Raw genomic sequence first — 25,845 nt, forward strand, 5'->3', positions numbered from 1 at the left:
AATTATGACCGTAATTACCGACAATATTAAAAACATTAATTCAGCAGAAGCATCCTCCGCGGGTGGTAAAAATCCAGAGCGCTTTGATTGGTTAGAGGTGTGGTATCCCCTCTATTATGTAGAAGATTTAAATAAACAAAAACTCAACACTTTTACTTTATTAGAAAAAAATTTAGTAATTTGGTGGGAAAAAGATACAGAAACTTGGCGAGTTTTTATCGATAAATGTCCCCATCGCTTAGCACCTCTATCTGAAGGTAGAATTAATGAAGAAGGTTATCTAGAGTGCCCTTATCATGGTTGGACTTTTTCTGGCACTGGTGAATGTCAAGCCATCCCACAACAAAATCCCGGAGAAAAGGCTCAAACCTCCCGGAGGGCTTGTGTTACCTCATTACCTACCCAAGTAGCCCAAGGCTTACTATTTGTCTATCCAGGCACACCAGAATTAGCCGATACAACTAAATTGCCCATAGTAGACGCTTTAGAAACAGATTCTTCAGAATGGGTATGTTTAAATACTTTTAGAGATATCCCCTATGATGCCCTAACTCTCATGGAAAATGTCCTGGATTCAAGTCATATTCCCTATACCCATCACAAAACTGTGGGAAATCGCTCTAATGTAGCTCCTGTCAATCTAGAAGTAGTAAATTTTGGCAAAGAGGGTTTTACTGGAGTATGGGAAGAAGGTCCTCGACGAGGCACATTAGGCAAACAAGATACTACTTTTATCGCTCCTAATTTAATGTGGCACGACCTCACCTCCAAACAATTTGGAAGAACTTTAACAGTAGTATATGCTACACCAATAAGTAAGGGAAAATGCCGTTTATTTGCTCGTTTTCCTTTTAAGTTCGCCTCGAAGTTTCCTAAGCTATTTTTAAAACTGACTCCCACATGGTATTCTCATTTAGGACAAAATCGTGTTTTAGAAGATGACCAAATCTTTCTCCACTACCAAGAAAGATATTTAGAAAGTGATGGGGGTAATCAAGAATTTGCTAAGGCATTTTATTTGCCAACAAAGGCAGATTCATTCGTAATAGCTTTACATAATTGGATTAATAAATATCAAGCTCAACCTTTTCCAGAAAGTAAGTTATCTCCACCCCTATCTCAAGAATCATTATTAGATCGCTATCACTCTCATACTAAACATTGTGCAAGCTGTAGTCAAGCTTTACTCAATCTACAGCGAATTAGAGTGGGAATGTTAATCGCCTCTGGTTTGATTTGGGCTTTGACTCCAGTCTTACTAATTTATATGAATAAATTGCAACTAGTGCCAATATTAGTGAGTAATTTAACAGTAGTTAGTACCCTGTTAGTTTGGTGGTTATTAGGTAGATTAGAAAGAGGATTTAAACAGGGGAAACCTATTCCACCTCGCAATTTATAAATAAACTATGGATACATCTACAGGTACAACAATAGCAGGTATCGCCACAGCGGTGGTACCTCAACAGGGTAGTATTAATATTGTCAGAGTTTCCGGTGACAAAGCCTTAAGTATCGCCGAGAAACTATTTTACGCACCAGGTAAACAAGCCAGGTCAACCCATCGTATCCTTTACGGCTATATTATTCACCCCCAAACCTCAGCTACTATTGATGAAGCCTTGTTACTAATTATGAAGGCACCCCGTTCCTATACCAAAGAAGATGTGGTAGAATTTCACTGTCATGGGGGTATCATACCTGTGCAACAGGTGTTGCAATTAGTTTTAGAATTAGGCGCAAGATTAGCTCAACCGGGAGAATTTACCCTGCGGGCTTTTTTGAATGGGAGACTAGACTTAACTCAAGCAGAAAGTGTCTTAGAAATAGTTAAAGCTAATTCTAATGCAGCAGCAGCAGTAGCCTTAGCAGGATTAAAGGGTAAACTCGCTCAACCTCTTCAAAATTTGCGCCATAACTGTTTGGATATTCTCGCAGAAATTGAAGCTAGAATTGATTTTGAAGATGATTTACCCCCTTTGGATATAGAAAAAGTTAAATCTGATTTGCAACAAGTTTCTAGGGAAGTTGAAACAATTTTGAGTACAGCATCCCGAGGAGAATTACTGCGCAATGGTTTAAAAGTAGCTATAGTAGGACGTCCTAATGTAGGTAAATCTAGTTTACTCAATGCTTGGAGTCGGTGCGATCGCGCCATTGTTACTGAACTACCGGGAACTACTCGCGATGTGATAGAATCTCAATTAGTAGTAGAGGGGATTCCCATTCAAGTACTAGATACAGCGGGGATTCGGGAAACCACAGATACAGTAGAAAAAATAGGAGTTGAGCGATCGCGTCAAGCTGCGGTTACTGCTGATTTAGTGCTTTTTACCATTGATACTGTAACGGGTTGGACCTCAGAAGATGATGAGATTTATCAGCAAGTTCAACATTTACCAATCATTTTAGTAATTAATAAAATTGATTTAACTAAGTTAGATACAGTAAATTATCCTCAAGAAATTACTAGTATTGTGACTACTGCGGCTATTGAAAACCAGGGTATAGACAGTTTAGAACAGGCGATTGTTAAATTAGTGCAAGAAAATCAAATTACAGCAGCTAACCTCGATTTTGCCATTAACCAAAGACAAGCAGAAGCCTTAACTCGTAGTCATCTAGCACTTACTCAAGTACAAAATACCATCAAAGAAGAGCATCCTTTAGACTTTTGGACAATCGATTTAAGAGCAGCAATTCAAGCGTTAGGAGAAATTACTGGGGAAGAGGTCACAGAATCGGTTTTAGATAGAATATTTAGCCGATTTTGTATTGGTAAATAAATTTAAAATAAATTTATTGAACATCAGAATTTGGAGGAGCTAATTGATAGCTTTCTTGAGGTTCACAATGTTTAACCCCCTCAATTTGATAAAGACTATTAAGTTTATCATTAGAAATTGAACCTATGATAACACCAATAGTTAATAGAGTTTGCTCTACATTCATCCCACATAATTCTAATTGTTTAGAGACTTGTTGAATTTGAGGTAAATGAGCATCATCAACAGAAACGGATATTTTAACTTGAGACATATTAGGTGCGTCAACAAAATTTAGTCAGGAAGAGTTAATATTTATTTTAACTTATTAGCCAATTTAAAGTGACTTTCAATCCTCCGTTGAATCTTAGAGAAATTCACGGAGGAAGAAGCAATTAACCACAACTTATGTTAAGCTAATGCGCATTTAAACTATATATTATCAAATTCACGAGACTTAGACCAAAGCAAGCAAGTGCAAAAGTACTAAATAGGCCAACAGGCGAGAATCAATTTTTAAGGGGTTAGGATCAATTCTTTAACTCATTACTCATTACTCATTACTTATTACTCAACCACCACAAGTAAATGAGTGATAAAGAAGCAAGATCTGAGTTAAAGTGGTGCTTGAACTAAACCAATTCCCACATCAGTTGAAAAAAGTTCTAATCTTTGAGCATTACTCATTAAAAGAGCCCAAAGTTCTAAACCTCTTTTACCAGTTGCTTGAGCATACAAAGCAGCAATTCCTGCTACATGAGGAGTTGCCATGCTAGTGCCGCTAATGGTTTGATATCTTGATGGTCCGAAACCAGCAGGAGGTTGAATTGCGCTGGGGTCTGTTGACCAAGTCGAGTAAACATCTACTCCTGGTCCCGCAATATCAATTGCTCCACCATCAGGATTAATTGAACCATTGGAGAAAGAGGCAACTTCTAATTGATTATCCAAAGCAGCTACAGCCATAATAGAGGGGCAGTTAGCAGGGCGACCTACAGGCGCTATAAATCCTGGTCTAAAACTATCATTACCTGCTGCCGCAATAATCAAAGTTCCACGGGCTAAAGCTCGTTTTGCCACTTCTTCATAAATTGGAGAAAAAGAAGTTCCTGGTCTAGTCGGCGCACCTAAAGACATAGAGATAATTTGACAGCCATTAGCAATTGCCCAATCAATTCCATTTAAAATACCACCATCGGCACCAGAACCCTGATTACTCAAAACCTTGCCCACGAATATTTCTGAATTATAAGCGACACCGTAACGTCTTAGAGAAGATGAATCCGGTGGGTTCAAAGGTCCACAAGCAGTTCCAATACAGTGAGTCCCGTGACCTTGTAAATCTTGAGTGTCTTCTCCCAAGATAAAAGAGCGCTCTGTTATATTTCTCTCAGCAAAATCAGGATGTGTTAAGTCTAAACCTGTATCCAGGACAGCGACTTTGATACCAGCGCCAGTGTAAGGACTATCAACAACTTTAGTAGCTTGTAGCCCCCAAGTATTATTATTAGTATCAGAAAATACAGAAGCAGTTAATTGTGAATCTGGTAAAACTTCACCTTTGGTTAAATTGTTCACCAGATTTGTTACACCATCTTTATAACCTTGAAGGTAGTTTGAAGTATTACCACTAATTGAAGGGCCGCCAATGGCATACATAATTTGTTCTGGTTCGCTCGCCAATATAGGTTGTGAACCAGCCACAGCAGCATTGAGAGACCTTACTTGATCTGGATCTAGAGTAACTACTGCAACCCCTAGATTGCTCATACCTGAATCATCAATATCTCTAGCTCCCGTGGAGTCAGTTAATGCTGACATTCCTAATCTAACATCTTGTTCAGGTAAAAGAACTAAATAACGACCAGTTGTTTGTACTGGTTTGATTGATATATTATTAGCCATAATAATTTTGTGTCAGTGTCTAATAACTAAAATAATCCTCAAATGACACATTTAAGTGTTAATAATCTTTAAGATCAAAAAGGGTATACTGTTGAGAAAAGAGGCGATCGCTTCTTAGAAAAAAAGATGTAGCATTTTCGGACTCATGATGTTGTACCTAACTCGGAGCCTCTCTTGCCTCATATCAAAGCACCAAAACAAAAGTACAGAAATTGGCCGACAAGGGAGAATCAATTTTTAAGCGCGATCGCATTAATTCTCTTACTCATTACTCATTACTTATTACTTCAAAACTCAACCCTCACCAGTAAATGAGTGATAAAGATGCTTTGGTCTGAGGTGCCTCCTGCCTCAAAAGGATAACTGCTGTACCTCACCAGTATGATAATTGCTATATAGTAGCTATTTTAGTCAAAAATCATGACCACCTTCTAACACACATAACATAAAATAAAAAAGTTAAATCTTTGATCGAACTCTAATTTTATGACCATAAACAAAATTTCCCTGAAGGAAACCATAGAAGCACTTAGGACTGAACTAGCTTGATCAACATTGTCTGCTGAAGGAAAAGAAATTGGTTTTGAGGTAGGAGAAATTGAATTAGAAGTCCAATTCCTGGTAGAAAAAACGAAAGAGGGAAAAGGAGGAATTAAATTTTGGGTGCTTGAAATGGGAGGGGGAGTGAGTGAAAAAAATGCTACTGTACAAAAATTAAAAATTCCTCTTAAACCTATTTGGAAAAATAACCCTAATCAATCTTTTTATACTGGTAGTGATGATATTCCTGATTAATATATAGTCTTGTACGGTGCGTTAGCGCGAAGCGCGTAACGCACCATCATTGAGACATTGCTATAGCAATGAGCGTTGTATTGTTAACAATATTTATATTTACAGATCCCCCCTTCCCCCCCGCAAACTCGGGCAGGGGTGCAATAAACTTACTCAAAATTGCCAGCCTTGCGGAGAGCGCCTTAGAGGCTGTTTTTTGGTCAATAATCTTGAGTTATTGGGAGGCGCTCTCCGCCACTTCATAAGTTATTTGTGACCCCAAACCATTAACTGGTAAAGGCTGGCAATTTTGAGCAGGTTTTCTCTCGCGGCTGTTTCGTTCTTGACAAAGAAAATGGTGAGGAGGAGCACCGGAGCACGGGAGCAGGGAGCAGGGAGAAGGGATTTTTTGCTAATAATAAATCACCTTTTTTCTAATAATAGCTAAAAAGAGCGTCAACTTTTGTGGTGTCTAGCTTCTAGCTTACGAAAAATTTTAGAACGAAACAGCCCTGCCCCTTAACAAGGGGGGCTTTTCATGATAACTGTAAACATCTATTTGGTCATTGCTACATTTACATTTTGACTGTAATAAGCAAACATAAAATTGTATTAAAATAAAATAAAAGAGCAAAAATTGACTTTACAGCTATATTCCAACAATCGCCATAACAGTTACTACACTGCTATATCAAGTCTTGTAGGGTGCGTTAGCGTCAGCGTAACGCACCATCATTAAGACATTGCTATAGCAATGAGCGTTGTATTGTTAACAATATTTATATTTACAGATCCCCCCTTCCCCCCCGCAAACTCGGGGGGCTTTTCATGATAACTGTAAACATCTATTTGATCATTGCTATAAATTTACATTTTGACTTTAATAAGCAAAAATTAAATTATATTAAAATAAAATAAAAGAGCAAAAATTGAGTTTACAGCTATATTCCAACAATCGCCATAACAGTTAATACACTGCTATATCAAGTATCAACCATCATCTATGAACCAAATTCAGTAGATGGAAAAGTTGTTCCCCCAGAGCGATCGGGAGAAATTAGGCTAAAGTTAAATATAAAACGGTAGTGCATCAAATAACTGTGGGATAACAAATGAGGTCATTCCAACTCCATCTGTGTTCTGTTAATCCGGCTCTCATTGCTGCTGTTGTTTATAAACGAACGTTTTCCCAAATCCAGTTGTAATAGCTGATTACTAATTTGGTCGTTGCTTTCGTTGGTAGTGTTGTAGATAGAGTGAAATTTTGTTAATTATCAACTTATCTACAACACTACCGTCTGCATGATGCTCTAGATAATGCTTTTAGATTACTGTCCTAACCAACTCTTTTGTTGCTATAGAACTTAACCATAAATACTTGTCTTAACTAAGAATTTTTTAAAGCTTCAACTGTCCCCAATTGGGGACATCAAATTGCTATCGGTGGCCAATCAAATTATTTTAATTTCATAATTTCACCACATCTATAACTACTATCAATATTAAACCTATCGCACTGGTTCACTCTAAATAAAAGTGGATGAAAAAGAAAGTTTATTCAGCCACTCCTACAATACAGGGATGAGCAGAACTCAAAAGACTCGAATGCTGCTATACCAATTGTACTGCTTAATATTTTTTTAGGTTTCAAATGTCTCCAAATTGGAGACATTAAATTATTATCATTTATCTTTATTTACTATATAGTTATTAAAACATAAAAGGTTTTAATTTTTGCGATTAGGGAACAATTTGTTCCCTTTTAGATTGAATAATAATTTTATCGTCTAGGAACAGACCAAGATTTCTGTAGAGTCACTTGACGATAATCACTCCTGTCAGCAACTCACCTACACCCCCTTCAGCTTCTCGAATCTCACCTGATAAACAAAACTTGAATAAAACCTTAAAATTGTTGTTAAACAATAGCCATGGTGATATTTGTTAATGTATCATGAATATATGAGTTACATTGAATTTCATGCCCAGAAAAGTTATTCACGAACCAATTAGAACTTTAACAATTCAACTCCCAGAAAGTGAGTTTGAATTGCTGGAGAAATATTGCTTTCAACAGCAAGAAACTAAACGTCAAGTAATTCGTATGTTCATAAAGCGCTTGGCAAGAAAGGTGAGTGATGAATGAGTTGGAACTTTTAGAACATCTGGAGCAATTAACTCCTGTTCAGTTTAATAGGTTGATTTTTGCCTGTGGAGTTTCTCAGACCCTTTTACCTGCTGAAAATACACCTCAAACAGAAAGAGCGATCGCACTAATGGATTTAGCTAAAACACCTGGAGGAATAGGACTGGACAAAATAGAGGAAGTTTTAGAAAAATTGTGGAGTGTTAGTAGAAATGAAGACAGTATCTTAAAAAATTCTCAAACAAACGAGATTCAACCAATGGAATTAAAAGATCGCCAAGAAATACTCGCCAGTGTGGTTTTTTTGTATATTAACAACTATGATTTACCAAAGTTTTCTCAAGGAGATAGAAGTGAATTAAGTAAGAGATTTCGCTCAGTAATTGATAGCTTAGAAAAAGTCAAGAAAAAAAACATTTTTCCTAGTGGTGAGAATTCATTTTTCTTTTCACCAGGTGGCGATGGGGGAATATTAGTTTTACCAACCAAGCAAGATGTTTCTCTTGAAGAATATACAGAATTAGCCTTTAAATTAATTGAAGAATTAGAAGTCGAGTCAGATAGCAAACAAGAAAATATACAGGTAAAAAGCAGAGTGGGAATTCATTATGGCCCTATTACTTTGTATCAAAATGCCGAAGGAATTAGCAGACCAACTGGGAGCAACTGTTTTATTGCCGATGAAATTGCCTCCGATGCGATCGCCAAAGAAAAAGGCGGTATTGTAATTACAGAGAAGATTAAAAGTTCACTTTTTGGTGGTAATGAGCAAAAATTTCAAGAAGAATATGAAGAACTACCATTTTTAAAGGAAGGACCAGCAAAAAATATTCAAAGATACGTAAAAAAAAAAGTTTTCCAACCGGCAAAAATTTTGAAGCCACAGAAGGAAGGGTATAAAGGGGTTTTTATCTCCAAGATTGAAAATCCTCCAGGTAATGAAAAAGGTAGTAAATCAAGAATTTGGATTGGAAACACTACTAGTTGCACGATCTATTTTGATTCAGTTAGGATAATTCATACAGAAGGGCGTTGTCAGTCGATGCTTAAGACTGGTCAATATGATATTGATGCGGACCTACAATATAATTTTAGGTGTGGTTCAGATACTCAACATATCATTGAAAAAACGTTAATTGTAAGTGCCAATACCACCCGAATGGGTAAGGAGTTAATATTTGATTTAGATTTAATACCAGAAGGACATTTTGGCAGTAGCGGAGGTCATGTAACAGCAATACTGTATTATCACTACAATGGTTGTAATGGTCAAATACCTTTAATTAAACAAGAAACACACAAAAAGCTTTTTGCTCAAATTTTACAAAGTCCTATTATTGATTCTCTTTGTATATCATCTTACAGGAGCATAGGAAGTCCTATTATTGATTCTCTTTATATATCATCTTACAGGAGCATGGGATCAGAAGAAATTAAATATGTCATCAGTGAACAGGGGGTAATCTACGGATATGATAATAATAATGCTAACCTACCTATTTTCGATTTTAAATTTATAGATATTCCTAACTTTAATTATATGAATAAGGCTGATTTCTTAAATTTCCTTAATACACTTAATACAAAAGAAAAAAAAATAAAGAATATAGATATTGTTTTTAGTTGGTTTAAAAAAGTAAAAGATCGTCCAGAATTATTAAAAGAAGAGATTTTAGAGAAAAATATTTATGCAATTGAATTAAGCATATTTTCAGAGGATGATAGCATTATAAATTCATTACTTAAAATCTCTGAGACTGAGAATGATAGCTCATTGTTTTATTTTTATTCTGTTTGTGAAGCATTTGCAATTAGTTCATTAATTGGGAAAGAAAGGAATATTTATGATTTTATTCGCAAAAATGTGCATCGAACCATTAATTCAAGGGTATCATTATCACCTAGTATCCAATGGTTGTTGATAGCTGCGTACTTTAAAGATCGGAAGCAGTTTTCCCAACTTCAAGACTTAATTACGCATGATAGTTATTATCAAGATTTTATTAACAATTTGATGAATTGCGGCGTTTGAGTAGCTGTAACGGACCTCATTCTAACGGATGAGAGTGGGGGAGAAAATTTCTGGCAACGATTCCTGAAAAGTTGCACGGAAGAATAGAGGTTTCAGATGATGGTGTTACACCTAACTGGGTGACAGGTGGGCTGAAAAGCTTGTGGAGATTGAGGGGGGTTTTTGGCGATCACGCAGTGGCTCGCCTAAGGCGAGATCGCGTCTGGCCATAATAAGTAAAAATTAGTAACTATTGCTACCAACTGACATTGTATTTGAGCAGAAAATGATTGTAACCAACCAGCAAATTCCATCCACCCATCTTCATGAATAATTCTGATAACTGTTTCAATTACACATTCCCAATCAAGTTCCAGAAACTGTGCTAAAAGCTCATCTGACTCTCTCTCTAAATTATTAGAAAACCTACTATTAGTACTAAGTAGGTTTTCTAATAATTTTTTCAAACCTCTCCAATCCCCTAAAGGAGAATCTTTCAGGATTTGAGATACTCGCCCTTGACTAACTCCCAAAGCAAGTGCGATCGCACTTTGAGTAACCTTCTCTCCTAACTTATGTAACTGTTGTGCAATTTGCCAAATCTTCCAACGATTCTGTTGCTGTTGTGTTCCTGCGAATGGAGTCCAACTGAACCCATCGGAAACTTTATGAGTTATATTCAGGTGAGAGAGGAAATCAGAGTTGATATTTGAACCAATCAGATAGATAGTAAATTGCTGATGGAGATAATGATGATGCCTAGCACGTCCAATCAATTGAAGATACTCTGATTCAGTTAATTGTTGATAGTACTCATCAAATCCCTGAGTAGTTCCATGTAAAATCAAATATTCGTCCAGTGCAGCACCCACATTAATATTAGGTGACCCAAATGCTGTAATAGCTGTTTTCCCCTTTAATTCATTAGTGCCACGATTATGAGCAAACCACCAGCCGTCAAGTTTTAGTTTGTTTTGCCATTTTTTCAATCCCAACACAGTTAATTCAGGATGCAAGGTTTGGAGTTTTTCAGTTAAGGCGATCGCGCGTTGCAAAGCAGTCTCACTTGCCTGGGATGAACCTAGACCTTTAACGTTGATAACCTCGACATTAAGATTATTCATAGATGGTGGTTCTTGCTCAATTTGTGTACTTTTAATTAATTGACCTGCTTCTTCTATTACCAGTGTCGAATATTGGTAATCATAGTCTGGCGCTAATTGTTCAATATGTGCCCTTTTCTTGGGAGTAGCGATCGCATCTTTCCTCAACTTCCGAAACCCGTAGCCATCACCGACTTGACTAGAACAAAGAGGCTTTCCGTTGTCTCCTTTTTGCTTAAAGAAAGGACATCTGGCACATATTGAATTAACTTGATATGAGTTGCCATTAGAAGTTTGTCTTTCCTCCTGACTAAAGTCCGGGTCATAGCCCTTTTCTTTGAGTTGATAAAACAGTTCAGCATTGATACAGTTGCTGCTTACTGCGACATCTTGATTATCTTCAGTGGGGGCAGTTACTAAAAAAGGGTTTCCTAATGCTGTCTGTCTGGAGTGATTGTGATATAACCCATTATGCTTAATAGGTAAATCAGTAAAGTTTTGTTCTATGGTAGCTACAGAAGGGTTGCGGTGATTCAAGTCTAAGTACCAAATCTCGCCATTTCTAGTTTTCATTTCTCCAGAATTAGCATCCATAACTTGATAGTTATCTGGTTCTAATAAACCTAGTTCATGAGATTTCCCTAACCCCATAAAAGATTTATCATGTACGAACTTCCAACCGGATTTTTTAGCTGTGGCAATTACTTTCAATCGTTGTTTTGGTTTAAATCTAATCACCCCATTAAATTGATTGGGCGATGGTAAGACCATCCCTTCTTTAAAGTGAATTATATTGGGCATAGACAAAGGTTTTGTGGCCTTAAGCATTTGCTGAAAACTTGACCCAAAATATTTAGTAGGACATAAGCCAAGACTTAATTGCTTTCTCAACCAATCAAAGAAGTTATTCTTGGGTTCTAGTTCCGTTTCAATTAACTCTTGTTCGGCAAGTGTTTCTACAAATTCCTGATATTCTTGCTCATCGGGTTCAAATTTTGATTCTATTTCTTTTTGATGAAAAGCAATCCATTGTGCTTTTAGTTCCTCTTTTGCCCATTGGGGATATATCCAGTTTCCTAAGTCCTTTGCTACTCTAAATAAGACTGGAGGTGGCAAGTCCTTGTGTATCGCTCTTACTACTCCTGGTATATTCCAGCCACATTGATACGATGGAGAATGCTGTTCTAATAATGCGATCGCTCTTTCTTCTCCATACCTACTTTTAAGTACAGTAGCCACTTTGAGGTAATATTCGTAGGTGTTCTGCCCTTTGATTCTTTGGGGAATGACTGATAGAGCGTCGGTAATTAGACGGTCTACTAACTCATCAGAATCATAACTAAACGTACTACGATAACGGGGCTGTAAATCTTCTTCTTTTTGGTTAAGTACCGTCCTAACTTGAGCATAATCCCTTTCAAGACGAATAGCCTTCTTTATTTCTCGCCATCTGTTTTCGCTAATATTCTCAGGTAAGGGAAGGTTTAAGGCAGCAAAAGCTTTCTTAAAACCAACAATAAATTCTTCGTAACTATAGCGATTATGGCTATATTGAATTAATTCTTGCTCGCCTTGTTTCTCCTTACGATAAAACCCAGGGAATCGCATCGGTTGATGAGGATTAACTACAGCAGGGTCCCCCATGGTGGCAATACATAGAAGCTGGTCTAAGTAAGTAGCCTTTTTTATGTCTATTGCTTCATCAAGTAACCAGTGAGGATGAAGAGATTTACCCCCAGAAGTAGTCGTAAATGCTGGTTCTAAGCCAGATACTTTTATAAACCAGTCGATTTTATCTAATTGTTATTCAGTTGTACCAAAATCAAACTCAGTACTAACATCCTGTGAGGTATGAATATATTCCTTAAGAGGGAATTCTTCGGCATTGGTGGGGATATAGAAAACTCCACCAACAACAAGTTCTGATTGCTTACGTAGATAACTAAATCCATCTTCAATCAAGTCGGTAGTAACGCGATTGGTTCTATTCCCTTTGGTGGCATGTAAGGAAAAGTTACCGCTGCTATTTACTTCACCTACGAAGAATCTGTCATGTCCTAGTTTGAACCATACTTTTTGAGGCTTGGGGTAGATGAGAGCGATCGCCAATCTAAATGCTTCGATATTTTTCATTGTCAAATTCGTGAATTCCTTTCTATGTGGGTCAATAAGAAAAGCACCCTGGAGAAATATTTCTTTTCTCCAAGGTTTATGTGATGGTTATTTGTCCTGTCCGAACTCGTAGTTCATGTGTTGGCTTATCCAAACCAAGTTTTTCTTCTTGCTAATGGCGATCGCAGATAAATAATTGCGATAAACTTGAAGATGTTTTTCCGTCGGATTATCTCCAAAAACAGCACCTCTACTCCAATCTCTGGGAGGATGGCTACCGTTAAAGGATTTTTGAAAGCTTAAGGTCGCCCATTCTGGAGAAAAGCCTCTCAGGTAAGCAATTTTTAAATGTTCCCTGTAAAAATGAAATTTATGTATATCTTCTCGTCTGATTAATCGCTCCAATTTTTGCGTGGGAGTTAGCTTGTCTGGTCGAGGAAATACATAACCGCAGTGGGGACAGATTTGGGCAAATTGATTAATAATTGCTCCACAGCCATATTCATCTTCGGGACAAATTTTTGTTGGTGTTTCCCCTAGAGGTATGTCGTCCGCATTGTTGAGAGTTACTTTTTTCAAGTTCTCGATAAAGCCAAAACGTTTAATTAATCCGGCTTGGTCTAGAACTAAACAATCGGTCTTATCTTGAGCGGGTCTTAATCCTCGTCCTAGTTGCTGAAAATATTTAGCTTTAGATTTCGTAGGACGACACAGCATAATGCAACTTACACTGGGTACATCAAATCCCTCAGACAGTGATTCACAACTGGAAATTACTAAAAGTTCTCCACTTGCCAGTTGGTCGTAAAGTAGAGAGCGCTCCCGATAACTCATCGAACCATCAACACTGGCTGCTGCTATCCCCTGCTCATTAAAAGCTTGAGCAATACTTTGTGCGTGGCTTACACTTACGGCAAAAGCGATGGTTTTTCTTCCATAAGCCAGTCTCATCCATTCTCTGACTGCTGCATTGATGACATGGGGAACATTACAACGTACCTCTAAATCGTTATTGGAATATTCCCCATCAGTAGTTTTTACTCCCTTGAGATTGGCTTGTTTTAATCCGTAGTAAACAGGAGATACTAAAAAACCCCTGGCAATTAATTCCCAAGGGTATGGAGCTGTTATTAATGTTTCGTAGATATCTCCCATTTCTTCCCGTTTCGATAAGCGCCAAGGTGTTGCTGTTAACCCAATGCAGATTGCTTGATTTTGAGAGTTTTCTGAAAGAGGAGGGAATAGACTGAGACTAGTTTTAAACCAATTGGTTAAATGGGCTTCATCGAAAATGTAGATATTAGGAGTAAACCAGTCAATATTCCTCCTAGAAAGTGTTTGAATAGAGGCGATTTGGATTGAAGCTGAATGGTTTTCTGGATAACCACCTGCTATTACTCCAAATTTGTCTTCTAATCCCCATAAAGCAAATTTATCTAGTGTTTGCTGAATGAGAACATCTCGATGAACAATGAAAATGACTTTTTGCCCTGATTGGACGGCATCGTAGACAAACTGCCCGGCAATTATTGTTTTTCCAGCACCAGTGGGGGCAAAGACTAGGATTCTTTGATATCCCTGCTTAATCAAAAGATTAATTTCTTGAATGACCTGCTGCTGATAATCCCTAAGTCTTGGTAAGCAAGGCTGACAAGAGGAATCTAGAGCTAAGCTAAGTTGACTCAGCTTGCCCTTCACGTATATTTTAGGTATCATAATAAGTATGGATATTTTGTTTGACTCTTTAGTTAAGGTCAAGTCCTTTTTACTTGAACCTTAATGGAGTCTTATTTTTTATGGTTGTCTGAACTGAGTATGGATAGAACTTTCCATATCAAAAAACAACTTGCTTCTATTATAGCCTTGTAAGCTAAACAATTAAATTTATAAGCTATTAAAATAGCTTATGGATATATAAATATAAAAATAAGCATAGCTTATGAGTATTGAGATTAAGTTTTATAAGCTATACTAGAAATTGTTCTAGCTTTTACTTGAGTGTGAAACTGAGGAAACAAATGATTAAAAGAATCCCAAAAAGTTAAACACCGAAGAAAATTAAGAGTAGAAGTTAATATTCTGCTCATTTCCTAAGTAAAAGATAGATTTGAAGTCGTAAATTATTTGAGTTGAACGTGAGTAAAGTTCGTTGGAAATTGAGAGCAATCATGGCAGATCGCAAGATTACTAACAAATCTCTTGCGCAAGAATTGGAAATGAACCCAGTGAGTATTTCCAAGCTCAAAAGTAATGATGACTTACCTGAAATCGGGGGTGAAACTCTAGCAAAAATTTGTGATGCAATTACAAAACTTAGTACACAACCTTGTACTTTAGATGATTTGATTGAATATATTCCAGAACCCATCTCTCAATAAATGGGGATGATTTAACAAAAATATAGAGGGTGGTATAGCTGTCTCTGTGGGTAGGCAAAAAAACTTCTTGGTGAAACTCGTATTGACTGAAGTACAGTTCAATCACTTGCATCTTGTCGGAAGTGGTATTTTTAAGTAACAAGTTGTTTTTCGGGAACAATTTCTTAATTCTTGCTCTCAAACGCGCCTTGAATTGACCTTTGGTGAAACCGCGTTTCAAACGCGAAAATCAAAAAAGGGATGACAGACGAGAGCGAATATTATGAGTATGGCAAACCTTTGAGCATTGTTGAAATACGGTTCTGATTAGTTAAGAGATCGCGTCTTAATCCTGTCCCAAAGTGGTTATGATTGCAGTCCCAGTGCTCGATAATTGCAGTCCGCCACAATTAATAAATTGATACGAATAAAACACGAAGACAAATTCTTCAAATTGCTTTTTTGTTAAAGATGTGGCAATCGTTCTCCATGACTGGGATTGAACTATCAAAACTATTTTTAGGTGAAAACTAAAATGACTATTATGCTTTTATTATAAATCAGCTTAACCCCTTATCTCAATAGCTTTTCATCCAAATTTATCTTCTATCAAAAACCCGCTACCAGTTCACTGTAGGGTTGTGCCATAAGTTGCCAGAGGTAGCAGAGAATATCTTCAGAAGCAATTAGGCGGCACTGGATTACGGAGAACGAGATTCTTTTTGATTTATAATGTCTTTAGGACAATATTCTAGACGATTTAATGTACTTTTTTCCGCTAATCCTTTCGGTTCTTTTTCAACAAAATTTAGTTTTGATAATGCGAGCATCAAGGTTGGATCATGTCTTAAATTTTCATGATCATTCAAATCTTCATACCCTAAAATTAAGGCATAAATCCTTTGTGCTAATAATTCCCTCAGGGTATAATCTGTATAAGAAATATGCCGATAGTCTTGAAAACATTTTGAAAAGTTTTCTGTGATCTTTAACTTTCTATCTAATTCAGCTATTAATATAATACCCGCATTCGAGGTAATAAGTCCACCACTAAAATCTGCAATAATTTCTTTTCCTTTTTGCTTTTTAAAGTATAATTTTTGTCTCTTTTTATTACTCATTTACTGTAAAATATAATTAATATAAACTTATTTAAATTATACCAAATAAAAGTATTATAATAAGATTTAATTTAGGTTATTTTCTAAGAGTTAGTAGAGATTTTTCTCCCCCCCAAAATAATATTTGCTACTTGGTTCTCTCAAACCTTATTTTGTTATCGAACTTTTTTACAGAGTGTTGTTTTTTCAAAGAGAGCTAAATCTAAGTTAAATCCTTATCTTATGAGGCTTCTGAGATTAGCGATCGCTCTTTTTGTGAGAAATGCGGGTATTGTGAAAATAATATTGAATATGCCACAGGGTTACATATACAAGGAATCATTAAAGTTGCCGATCGCCCTCCCAACGGTAATTTAAGATTAAATATCATCGATGAAACCATACAACCAACTGATGAACAATTGAGACGATTACGGGAGGGTCATTCCCCTTGGTCGGGAACATCAGGATCTGCTATTATTTGTAAGGGATTAGTGGTAGGAGTACAATCAAAACACCCTCAGATAGATCGCCCTCAATCTTTAGAAGCAGAATCTTTAGCAAGAGTATATGGTAATCAGGAATGGATTGAGATATTAAGCAACCAGGGGATTGATCCTAAACCAACACAAGTTGAATCCAACTGGTTAAGTGAAGCAGGAAAAAGAAAGGCGATCGCCGACTTACTAGAGGAAATAGAATCATTTGACAATAAGATTAAATTATTTCATACTTCTCAAGAAATAACCCTCAAAGATCAATATATACCCATTCAAGTTACCTTAGAAAGACGATACCAAGATAAGTTAGAAACCATTGGGAGTTATGCAGAAACCGAAGCAGAATTAAGAAGAATTTATGCCTTAAAAGGATCCAGTGAAGAAGAGATTAAACAGGAGATTCAAAAGACACAGGAAGACTGGAATAAAGCTAAACAAAATCAAAATAATATTATTGTTTTAGCAGATCCAGGGATGGGAAAATCAACCCTCTTACGGATGGAAGTTTGTCAAACCGTTAAACAATCTTTAGAGGAATTAAATCAAGGGGAATCTCTAGAGAGTTTAATCATTCCTTTGTTTATTCGCTTATCTAGTTTAGCTGATGAGCAAGACTTAACTATTGATGAAACAATTATAAAACTGGTTAAACAGCGTTATTCTCGCTTATTACAGCATCAAGAAAATAAGACAGTGAGCTGTTTTTTAAATAGTTTTCTGGAAAAGCAATTAAAAGCAGGAAAAGTTTTATTATTATTAGATGCACTAGATGAAGTCCCCTTAGAGAAAAGAAATAAATTAATTGAAAAACTGAAGATTTTTGTGAAAAACTTTTCTTGTGGGATTATTGCCACTTCGAGAATTGTTGGTTATGGGGGAAGTTTCATTAATCAGGGTAAGGAAATGGAAATTGTTCCCTTTACCCAAAAGCAAACAGAAGAATATATAATTACATGGTTTAATAACGCTAAAGATTATTTAAAAGATAGTTCAATTACTGCACCGAATTTAATTCAAGCCTTAAAAGAAAGACCTCAAATTAGTGGGTTAGCCCAGAATCCTTTGTTATTATCTTTAATTTGTAGTTTATATCAACATGACCAACTTCAGTTACCAGCTCGTAAGGGACAAATTTATCAGAAAGCGGTTAACTGTATGCTCGAAGTTTGGGTACAAAATCGTCCTGTGTATAATACTGCACGAGTCGCAGCTAAGATTCGTTTATTAGAAGCAATGGCTTATGATTTTTCCTGTCAAGGGGTAGAGATTTTTAATTATGATACTCTTTATGATTGGTTAGAGAAATATTTAAAAAATCCACCCACGGATTTAAAAGAAGATAAAACAGGGGAATTAATCATCGAGTTATCAAAGGAAGATGGTATTTTACAAACCCTATATCGAGGCACAGATAAGCCTCAATATTTGTTTTTACATCGTACTTTTCAGGAATATTTAACTGCTTCTTACCTCAGTCGCAAGATTAATGACAATCCCACCGAGGGGATAGGATTAATTCAACCTTATTTCTGGGATTATGATTGGCATGAAACCATCACGTTATTAGCAGGATTGTTGAAAAACCCAATGTTGTTGCTTGAGGCAATTAGGAAAGAAAAAGATGATATTTTTAAGACACAGTTAATTTTAGCAGGGCGATGTTTAGGGGAATGTGATGTCATTAAGCATGAGATGATTGGGGAGATTATTGAGGAGGTTTTTGTCTGGTGGAAACAGTATCCACAGATTGAATTATATAAAACAGTGGTGATAGAAATCGGACAAGCTTATGAGAAACGAGTAGATGTGTTAGTTTCTGCTTTTAATCATCAAGATTGGATGGTGAGAAGGATTGCAGTAGAGGCATTAGGAATCATAGGGGGTGAGAAAGCCCTAGAGGCGGTACTTTCTGCTGTTAATGATCAAGATTGGATGGTGAGAATGTATGCAGTAAAGGCATTAGGAATCATAGGGGGTGAGAAAGCCCTAGAGGCGCTACTTTCTGCTGTTAATGATCAAGATTGGATGGTGAGAAGGATTGCAGTAAAGGCATTAGGAATCATAGGGGGTGAGAAAGCCCTAGAGGCGGTACTTTCTGCTGTTAATGATCAAGATTGGATGGTGAGAATGTATGCAGTAGAGGCTTTAGGAAGCATAGGGGGTGAGAAAGCCCTAGAGGCGGTACTTTCTGCTGTTAATCATCAAGATTGGACGGTGAGAAGGTATGCAGTAGAGGCTTTAGAAATCATAGGGGGTGAGAAAGCCCTAGAGGCGCTACTTTCTGCTGTTAATGATCAAGATTGGACGGTGAGAAGTTATGCAGTAGAGGCTTTAGGAAAGATAGGGGGTGAGAAAGCCCTAGAGGCGCTACTTTCTGCTGTTAATGATCAAGATAGTCTTGTGAGAAGGAATGCAGTAGAGGCTTTAGGAAAGATAGGGGCTGAGAAAGCCCTAGAGGCGCTACTTTCTGCTGTTAATGATCAAGATATTTATGAGAGAAGTTATGCAGCAGGGGCTTTAGGAAAGATAGGGGATGAGAAAGTCCTAGAGGCGCTACTTTCTGCTGTTAATCATCAAGATAGTCTTGTGAGAAGGTATGCAGTAGAGGCTTTAGGAAAGATAGGGGGTGACAAAGCCCTAGAGGCGCTACTTTCTGCTGTTAATGATCAAGATAGTCTTGTGAGATGGAGTGTAGCAGAGGCTTTAGTAAAGATAGGGGGTGACAAAGCCCTAGAGGCGCTACTTTCTGCTGTTAATGATCAAGATAGTCTTGTGAGATGGAGTGTAGCAGAGGCTTTAGTAAAGATAGGGGGTGACAAAGCCCTAGATGCGCTACTTTCTGCTGTTAATGATCAAGATATTTATGTGAGAAGGAGAGCAGTAAAGGCTTTAGGAAGGATAGGGGGTGACAAAGCCCTAGAGGCTCTACTTTCTGCTGTTAATGATCAAGATAGTGATGTGAGAAGGAGAGCAGTAAAGGCTTTAGGAAGGATAGGGGATGAGAAAGCCCTAGATGCGCTACTTTCTGCTGTTAATGATCAAGATATTTATGTGAGAATATACGCATTAGAGGCTTTGGGAAGGATAGGAGGTGAGAAAGCCCTAGAGGCGCTACTTTCTGCTGTTAATGATCAATATATTTATGTGAGCAGGTATGCAGTAGAGGCATTAGGAATCATAGGGGGTGAGAAAGCCCTAGAGGCGCTACTTTCTGCTGTTAATGATCAAGATCAAGATAGTCTTGTGAGAATTTATGCAATATGGGCATTAGGAAGCATAGGGAGTTTAACCGTTTTAGAAACTCTTATCCAATCGCCTAACATCAATCTTTATGATCATGATATCTTTCCTTTGGTGAGGAGATTGGCGATTAAACATAGTAAGTCAGGATCATCTTTTATCCCTGTTTATCCTGAATGAAGTAATTAGGGAAAATTTAAATAAAAATCCTCTAAAACTTATTTTTTCAGCAACCCCTAAAAGAGCGATCGCCCTTATTCACCGGTGCGCTATGACTTAAAGTGTGAAATTTTAATGTGTCTATTGGACTAAAGGTCCAACTACGAACCTACCTTGAGTGCGATCGCCCTTATTCACTGGTGCGCTATGACTTAAAGTGTGAAATTTTAATGTGTCTATTGGACTAAAGGTCCAACTACGAACCTACCTTGAGTGCGATCGCCTTTGGGATACCTTACTCGGTGCGCATTACTTCTTTTACTTCAAAACTCCTTACTTCAAAACTCATTACTCAACTATAGGCGATCGCCCTTATTCACCGGTGCGCTATGACTTAAAGTGTGAAATTTTAATGTGTCTATTGGACTAAAGGTCCAACTACGAACCTACCTTGAGTGCGATCGCCCTTATTCACTGGTGCGCTATGACTTAAAGTGTGAAATTTTAATGTGTCTATTGGACTAAAGGTCCAACTACGAACCTACCTTGAGTGCGATCGCCTTTGGGATACCTTACTCGGTGCGCATTACTTCTTTTACTTCAAAACTCCTTACTTCAAAACTCATTACTCAACTATAGGCGATCGCCCTTATTCACCGGTGCGCTATGACTTAAAGTGTGAAATTTTAATGTGTCTATTGGACTAAAGGTCCAACTACGAACCTACCTGGAGTGCGATCGCCTTTGGGATACCTTACTCGGTGCGCATTACTTCTTTTACTTCAAAACTCCTTACTTCAAAACTCATTACTCAACTATAGGCGATCGCCCTTATTCACCGGTGCGCTATGACTTAAAGTGTGAAATTTTAATGTGTCTATTGGACTAAAGGTCCAACTACGAACCTACCTGGAGTGCGATCGCTATTCTTACTCAAACTTTAGGAGAAAATCATCCCCATACTCAAACATGTATTGGTAACTATCTACAAATGCTCCTGGAATTACCAGAATAAGAATTAAAAGCAATGGTATCTGAGGAGTTTTATCAAGCAATTATGAGAATTAAACAATCATCTCAATAACAGGTTTGCGATGTTTCTTTGGCGAGAAAACTTCATATCAAGTTTGGGTGAATACTTACCTCTGACTTTTGTCAAGTTTTATGTTAAGAAAGATGTTTATAAAGGATAGCTTTACTCATATCTTGCACTCCTAAAAAAGTACTAAATAGGCCAACAGGCGAAAATGGGAGAGGGGGAGAGGGGGAGAAAGATGGTTTTTAAGTATTTGCATCAATATCTCATAATATAACTGATTAAACGGACTTGATATTACTTCAAAACTTCAAAACTTCAAAACTTCAAAACTTAACCACCACAAGTATAGCAATGAGCCAATAGATGTTGACAAAAATGATGAAAAGCCCCCCTTGGTAAGGGGGGAAGGGGGGAAAAGTTAGTGATAAATGTTGTTAACACGAACTACTGCTATAACTTTGGGTAAAGATGCAAGATCTGAGTTTAAGTGGTTAGGATCAATTCTTTTACTTCAAGACTTCTTACTTCAAGACTCATTACTCATTACTCATTACTCATTACTCATTACTCATTACTCAACCCCAACCAGTAACATTAGGTATAGATGCAAGATTTGAGTTATACCTGTAGGTTGGGCCCTTGGTAACGAAACCCAACAGTCTAACTCGTTGTCTCCGACTGGTTGCTACCTCTTCACAAAGACTTACTAAAAAAAGAATGGGCACAAATATAAGCGCCCTACTTCTAGCACCCTGGTAGAAATATTACTCAGAAATCGCCTTTTGGGCAGAAATTCCCTGGTCTTGAAACCCAAAGCGCCACAAAACTGCCGCAGCTTCAGCACGAGTAACACTTTTATCGGTTAAAAATAGAGTACTATAACCAAAAGCTCTAGTTATATTCGGTTGACTATTTTGATAGTCTATATAAATCTTAGGCAAAACATAAGCATCTATTTTACTAGCATCTTGAAAACCCCAAGTTTCTCTAATATCTTCTATTGAGGTAGGTGGTAGAGGTTTACGGAAGTCTAGAGGCACTTTCCAAGCAATTAAATCACCACGAGTTAAATCATCCTCAGGGCGAAAATTTGCCGACATAGTACTATCATTAAGGGGTGAAGGAATCAAGCCCGTTTCTGCTAATGCTTGGATAATGGGGAAATCGGGATCTTCTGAATTCACATCATCGAAGGCAGGTTTACTAGTAGGTGCCGCTAGACGCACTTGTTTTTCTGGTGTATCTTGGTAAAAAAGATTATTAGCAACAAACAACCACCGCGCATAATCTCGACGGGTTATCATTTGGTTAGGTTGAAACTTTTGATCCTCTCCCCAATCTGATTCTCTAAATACTCCCAAAACTGCTAAGTCTTGGATATATTGGCGAAAAGTTGGCGATAGACTCTCTACATCAGTGATTACTATTGATTGATTGATAGGAGAATCTACGGGATCTAATTCTGAACTATCTCCTCTTTGGTATTGTAGTAAAATTTCTGTAACCGTCGCCTGAGGTTGTAGAGAAACTGTAACTGTTAAGTCATCTTTACTAGCGGTAATATTATTTTCACTAGTTGTTGAAGCTATTGTCCAATTGTTTGATTCAAATTGTTGTAAATAGTAATTTTCTACCAAATTACTTGGATCTGGTGATTCCCAAATCACTCTGCCATTTCTTGGGGTTAGTTGAGAAGCAACTTCTTTTACTTCCACTTGGGGATAAATCGGGATATTATCAGGAAAATCCCCCGGAATTGAGCCGCTAGTTTGAACAGGATTGGAAGTATTAGATAAATTTGGATCTGGACTTATTAGTTGCTCCCAGGTTTCTCTAGAACCACAAGCTGTAATTGTTGAGGTAATCAGTACCAAACTTAACAGATGATATACTCTTTTTTTTAAGTTTATAAACATTATAATTAGCAAATGGTGGGCTTAAGATTAGTCAACTCTTGAGGTTTTACAGTACCTTTTTCGGTAATGATGCCCGTGATTAATTGAGCAGGAGTGATATCAAAGGCTGGATTATAGTAATCTATTCCTAGAGGAGAGATAATAGTTTGACCAATTTGATAGATTTCTTGAGGGTCTCTTTCTTCAATGGGAATTTCACTACCTAAGCTTAATTGAAAATCTATAGTAGATAGAGGTGCCGCCACATAGAATGGGATATTATGATACTGACTAGCTATGGCTAGGGAATAGGTACCAATTTTATTAGCTGTATCACCATTAGCAGCAATACGATCTGCTCCCACAATTACAGCATCTACCATCTTTTGTTGAAGACAAACCGCCGCCATACTGTCAGTAATTAGGGTAACAGGAATACCTTCTTGAACACATTCCCAAGCTGTGAGTTTTGCCCCCTGAAGACGAGGGCGAGTTTCATCTACGTAAACCCTCCCCAGGCGATCGCACTCTTTAGCTGTGCGAATTACCCCTAAGGCTGTGCCATAGCCTGCTGTAGCCAAGGCTCCTGTATTACAGTGAGTTAATATATTTAACTTCTCAGGTGTTTTTGGCAATGCCTCTAAACCATGCTTACCTATCTCCCTACACACAGAGTAATCTTCATGTTGAATATTTTGGGCAGTTTGCAACAAAGCTTTTTTTATTTCTGTAATTCCTCCTAGGGTTTCGTAGGCAGTTTTCAACATTCTGGCGATCGCCCAGGATAAATTAACGGCTGTAGGCCGAGTTTTGCGTAATAATTCGGCTACTTTCGCCAATTCAGCCAAAAACTCAGCTCTATCCGCTGTTTCTATTTCTCTTGCTCCCAAATACAGCCCATAAGCTGCTGCTACTCCGATTGCTGGAGCACCTCTTACAATCATGTCTTTAATTGCCGAGGCTAAGTCTTGGCAACGAGTAATTTCTACTACAGCATACTCATTTGGCAACCTAGTTTGATCGATTAATTTTAATCTTTCTTGTTCCCAAACTACAGGATAAATAGATTGATGGTAATTTGCCATAATTATGCTTTATGAATAAAAGATTCTACTAACTCTACATCTTCTTTACTACCAGCAATAATGGGAGTGCGGGCGTGGAGTTGGTCTGGCACTATATCTAATATATTTTGACTCCCTGTTGTAGCCTTACCACCTGCCTGTTCTATTAAAAATGCTATTGGTGCTGATTCATAGAGTAATCTTATTTTACCATTAGGTTTCTTGTTAGTACCGGGGTAGAGAAAAACACCTCCCTGCATCAAAATCCGGTGGATATCACCGACTAAGGCACCACTATAACGAGCTGTATAACCATCATGGGAATGTACATAACGGATGTATTCACGAATTGCTTCATCCCATTGCCAGAAATTCCCTTCATTAACACTATAAACGGATCCATGCTCAGGAATCTTGACATTTTCTTGAGCTAGGATAAATTCTCCTAAACTTGGGTCAAGAATAAAATAATGTACCCCTGTACCTATAGAATATACCAGAACCGTAGCCGGACCATAGAGTACATATCCTGCGGCAATTTGTTTATGACCGTTTTGCAGTAAGTCTCTAGCTTGACCATCTATATCATCTCCTTCTTGCTGACGAATGGCAAAGATGGAGCCAACATTTAAATTGATATCAACATTAGAAGAGCCATCAATGGGGTCATAGAGGAGAGTATAACGACCGATGGGGCAATTTTCTGGTATGTAGTAGGGGTCTTCCATTTCTTCTGATGCCAGACGACAAACTAAACCACTTTGTTTAAATACCGAGATAAACACCTCGTTAGCGTAGATATCGAGTTTTTTTACTGATTCTCCCTGTACATTAACATCTCCTGTAAAACCTAAAGCTCCTTCGACTAAACCTGCTCGACTTAAACGCCTAGCCACCAATTTAGCGGCTAGGGCGATTCGATTCATAATCGCACTTAAATCCTGGGCGCTGGAGTCATAAGTTTGTAGTTGTTGCAACACGTGACGGGATAGAGTAGTACAGTCGCGATCTAAACTGTACTGGGGGATAGTGATTTCTGGAGTATTAACCATAAGTTTTTTTGAGTTTTGAAGTAATAAGTAATAAGTAATAAGTAATGATTTATCAAAGCATACTTTAAACTTAACAAAAGAATCTAATTAGATCCTAACTCATACTAAAAATTTTGCTATCAACTCTTTTATTTGGGCTAAACAGCTTACCTCATATCAAAGCACCAGTACTTATGTACTAAATTAACCTCAGAAGAAGTTCATTTCTCTTTACCCTAAGATTTTGCACTCGGTCAACCAATTTTTAAGCGTTGAGCATTAATTCTTTAACTCATTACTTCTTATATCAAGTTCGGGTGAATACTTACGATAAAAATGAGGTGAGGCAGGAGGCACCGCAATACTGCTCGGTTAGTGTCGAAAACGCCTCTGTGAGGGTAATTTAGAATTTAGAATTTAGAAACAAGATTTCATTGAAATTCTTAACCTTTGCCCCTTGCCCTTTGCCCTTTGCACTATCCTCACCGACAATTATAAATTCCTTAACCGAGCAGTATTGGGAGGCACCGAGGCAGCTATGCTGAAGGGAAGGAAGAAGGTATCAAGGAAGAACTTTATCATAACTAATTAGACGGACATGATATTACTTCAAGACTCCTTACTCCTTACTTCAAGACTTCTTA

Annotated in this window: 15 protein-coding genes and 1 pseudogene; 7 read left to right on the top strand and 9 right to left on the bottom strand. The window is 37.5% G+C overall.

The genetic code is table 11. The annotated features are described in order from the left end of the window. Nucleotides 1–4 precede the first annotated feature (4 nt). Nucleotides 5–1,402 carry an aromatic ring-hydroxylating dioxygenase subunit alpha gene (locus MW688_RS11550; protein WP_486736131.1) on the top strand — a complete coding sequence of 466 codons (1,398 nt, stop codon included), beginning with the start codon at nucleotides 5–7 and terminating at the stop codon, nucleotides 1,400–1,402. A 7-nt stretch (nucleotides 1,403–1,409) separates the two neighbouring features. Further along, on the top strand, nucleotides 1,410–2,786 hold the full coding sequence (gene mnmE, locus MW688_RS11555) for a tRNA uridine-5-carboxymethylaminomethyl(34) synthesis GTPase MnmE (RefSeq protein ID WP_486736132.1): 1,377 nt from the start codon (nucleotides 1,410–1,412) through the stop codon (nucleotides 2,784–2,786). A 13-nt stretch (nucleotides 2,787–2,799) separates the two neighbouring features. Here mnmE and MW688_RS11560 read toward each other — a convergent pair whose 3' ends face one another. Continuing rightward, nucleotides 2,800–3,039, bottom strand: a complete 240-nt coding sequence (locus MW688_RS11560; protein WP_486736133.1) for a ketohydroxyglutarate aldolase — start codon at nucleotides 3,037–3,039, stop codon at nucleotides 2,800–2,802. Nucleotides 3,040–3,380: 341 nt separating this feature from the next. Further along, nucleotides 3,381–4,670: a S8 family peptidase gene (locus MW688_RS11565; RefSeq protein ID WP_486736134.1), complete on the bottom strand. Its 1,290-nt coding sequence runs from the start codon at nucleotides 4,668–4,670 to the stop codon at nucleotides 3,381–3,383. Between the two features lie 555 nt (nucleotides 4,671–5,225). Here MW688_RS11565 and MW688_RS11570 point away from each other — a divergent pair. The 3 genes from MW688_RS11570 (at nucleotide 5,226) to MW688_RS11580 (ending at nucleotide 9,622) form a co-directional block, all read left to right on the top strand. Beyond that, nucleotides 5,226–5,465, top strand: a complete 240-nt coding sequence (locus tag MW688_RS11570; RefSeq protein WP_486736135.1) for a trypco2 family protein — start codon at nucleotides 5,226–5,228, stop codon at nucleotides 5,463–5,465. Nucleotides 5,466–7,425: 1,960 nt separating this feature from the next. Continuing rightward, nucleotides 7,426–7,590 carry a hypothetical protein gene (locus MW688_RS11575; protein WP_486736136.1) on the top strand — a complete coding sequence of 55 codons (165 nt, stop codon included), beginning with the start codon at nucleotides 7,426–7,428 and terminating at the stop codon, nucleotides 7,588–7,590. Next, nucleotides 7,583–9,622, top strand: a complete 2,040-nt coding sequence (locus MW688_RS11580) for a hypothetical protein (protein WP_486736137.1) — start codon at nucleotides 7,583–7,585, stop codon at nucleotides 9,620–9,622. The genes MW688_RS11575 and MW688_RS11580 overlap by 8 nt, the downstream gene beginning before the upstream one ends. A gap of 185 nt (nucleotides 9,623–9,807) precedes the next feature. Here MW688_RS11580 and MW688_RS11585 read toward each other — a convergent pair whose 3' ends face one another. The 3 genes from MW688_RS11585 to MW688_RS11595 all read right to left on the bottom strand — a co-directional run bounded on the left by MW688_RS11585 (nucleotide 9,808) and on the right by MW688_RS11595 (nucleotide 14,532). After that, nucleotides 9,808–12,348, bottom strand: a complete 2,541-nt coding sequence (locus MW688_RS11585; protein ID WP_486736138.1) for a hypothetical protein — start codon at nucleotides 12,346–12,348, stop codon at nucleotides 9,808–9,810. A gap of 159 nt (nucleotides 12,349–12,507) precedes the next feature. After that, a complete protein-coding gene (locus MW688_RS11590; protein ID WP_486736139.1) occupies nucleotides 12,508–12,837 on the bottom strand; it encodes a hypothetical protein in 330 nt (109 codons plus the stop codon). Between the two features lie 87 nt (nucleotides 12,838–12,924). Then, nucleotides 12,925–14,532 carry a DEAD/DEAH box helicase gene (locus tag MW688_RS11595; RefSeq protein WP_486736140.1) on the bottom strand — a complete coding sequence of 536 codons (1,608 nt, stop codon included), beginning with the start codon at nucleotides 14,530–14,532 and terminating at the stop codon, nucleotides 12,925–12,927. A 419-nt stretch (nucleotides 14,533–14,951) separates the two neighbouring features. Between MW688_RS11595 and MW688_RS11600 the strand changes: the two genes are divergently transcribed. After that, nucleotides 14,952–15,194 (top strand): helix-turn-helix domain-containing protein, encoded by a 243-nt coding sequence (locus MW688_RS11600; protein ID WP_486736141.1) that lies wholly within the window; start codon nucleotides 14,952–14,954, stop codon nucleotides 15,192–15,194. 689 nt (nucleotides 15,195–15,883) lie between these two features. Here MW688_RS11600 and MW688_RS11605 read toward each other — a convergent pair. Further along, a pseudogene (locus MW688_RS11605) lies at nucleotides 15,884–16,294 on the bottom strand (transposase); the annotation flags it as partial. Between the two features lie 401 nt (nucleotides 16,295–16,695). Between MW688_RS11605 and MW688_RS11610 the strand changes: the two are divergent. Next, nucleotides 16,696–20,193, top strand: coding sequence for a HEAT repeat domain-containing protein (locus tag MW688_RS11610; RefSeq protein ID WP_486736142.1), 3,498 nt, complete (start codon nucleotides 16,696–16,698; stop codon nucleotides 20,191–20,193). A gap of 1,782 nt (nucleotides 20,194–21,975) precedes the next feature. Here MW688_RS11610 and MW688_RS11615 read toward each other — a convergent pair. From MW688_RS11615 to fbp, 3 genes are read right to left on the bottom strand one after another with little or no spacing between them, the layout of a single operon-like run. Then, on the bottom strand, nucleotides 21,976–23,127 hold the full coding sequence (locus MW688_RS11615) for an S-layer homology domain-containing protein (protein WP_486736143.1): 1,152 nt from the start codon (nucleotides 23,125–23,127) through the stop codon (nucleotides 21,976–21,978). 5 nt (nucleotides 23,128–23,132) lie between these two features. Further along, the gene (mtnA, locus tag MW688_RS11620; protein WP_486736144.1) at nucleotides 23,133–24,191 is read right to left on the bottom strand and encodes an S-methyl-5-thioribose-1-phosphate isomerase; all 1,059 of its coding nucleotides are present in this window, start codon (nucleotides 24,189–24,191) and stop codon (nucleotides 23,133–23,135) included. A gap of 2 nt (nucleotides 24,192–24,193) precedes the next feature. Beyond that, nucleotides 24,194–25,222, bottom strand: a complete 1,029-nt coding sequence (gene fbp, locus MW688_RS11625; protein WP_486736145.1) for a class 1 fructose-bisphosphatase — start codon at nucleotides 25,220–25,222, stop codon at nucleotides 24,194–24,196. Nucleotides 25,223–25,845 lie beyond the last annotated feature (623 nt).

This window comes from Johannesbaptistia floridana, assembly GCF_057440575.1.

What these genes read in the sequence shown, in the direction of transcription:
- MW688_RS11550 (WP_486736131.1), top strand. Translation starts at nt 5, where the DNA reads ATGACCGTAATTACCGACAATATTAAAAACATTAATTCAGCAGAAGCA.
- mnmE (WP_486736132.1), top strand. Translation starts at nt 1,410, where the DNA reads ATGGATACATCTACAGGTACAACAATAGCAGGTATCGCCACAGCGGTG.
- MW688_RS11560 (WP_486736133.1), bottom strand. Translation starts at nt 3,039, where the DNA reads ATGTCTCAAGTTAAAATATCCGTTTCTGTTGATGATGCTCATTTACCT.
- MW688_RS11565 (WP_486736134.1), bottom strand. Translation starts at nt 4,670, where the DNA reads ATGGCTAATAATATATCAATCAAACCAGTACAAACAACTGGTCGTTAT.
- MW688_RS11575 (WP_486736136.1), top strand. Translation starts at nt 7,426, where the DNA reads ATGCCCAGAAAAGTTATTCACGAACCAATTAGAACTTTAACAATTCAA.
- MW688_RS11580 (WP_486736137.1), top strand. Translation starts at nt 7,583, where the DNA reads ATGAATGAGTTGGAACTTTTAGAACATCTGGAGCAATTAACTCCTGTT.
- MW688_RS11585 (WP_486736138.1), bottom strand. Translation starts at nt 12,348, where the DNA reads ATGGGGGACCCTGCTGTAGTTAATCCTCATCAACCGATGCGATTCCCT.
- MW688_RS11590 (WP_486736139.1), bottom strand. Translation starts at nt 12,837, where the DNA reads ATGAAAAATATCGAAGCATTTAGATTGGCGATCGCTCTCATCTACCCC.
- MW688_RS11595 (WP_486736140.1), bottom strand. Translation starts at nt 14,532, where the DNA reads ATGATACCTAAAATATACGTGAAGGGCAAGCTGAGTCAACTTAGCTTA.
- MW688_RS11615 (WP_486736143.1), bottom strand. Translation starts at nt 23,127, where the DNA reads ATGTTTATAAACTTAAAAAAAAGAGTATATCATCTGTTAAGTTTGGTA.
- mtnA (WP_486736144.1), bottom strand. Translation starts at nt 24,191, where the DNA reads ATGGCAAATTACCATCAATCTATTTATCCTGTAGTTTGGGAACAAGAA.
- fbp (WP_486736145.1), bottom strand. Translation starts at nt 25,222, where the DNA reads ATGGTTAATACTCCAGAAATCACTATCCCCCAGTACAGTTTAGATCGC.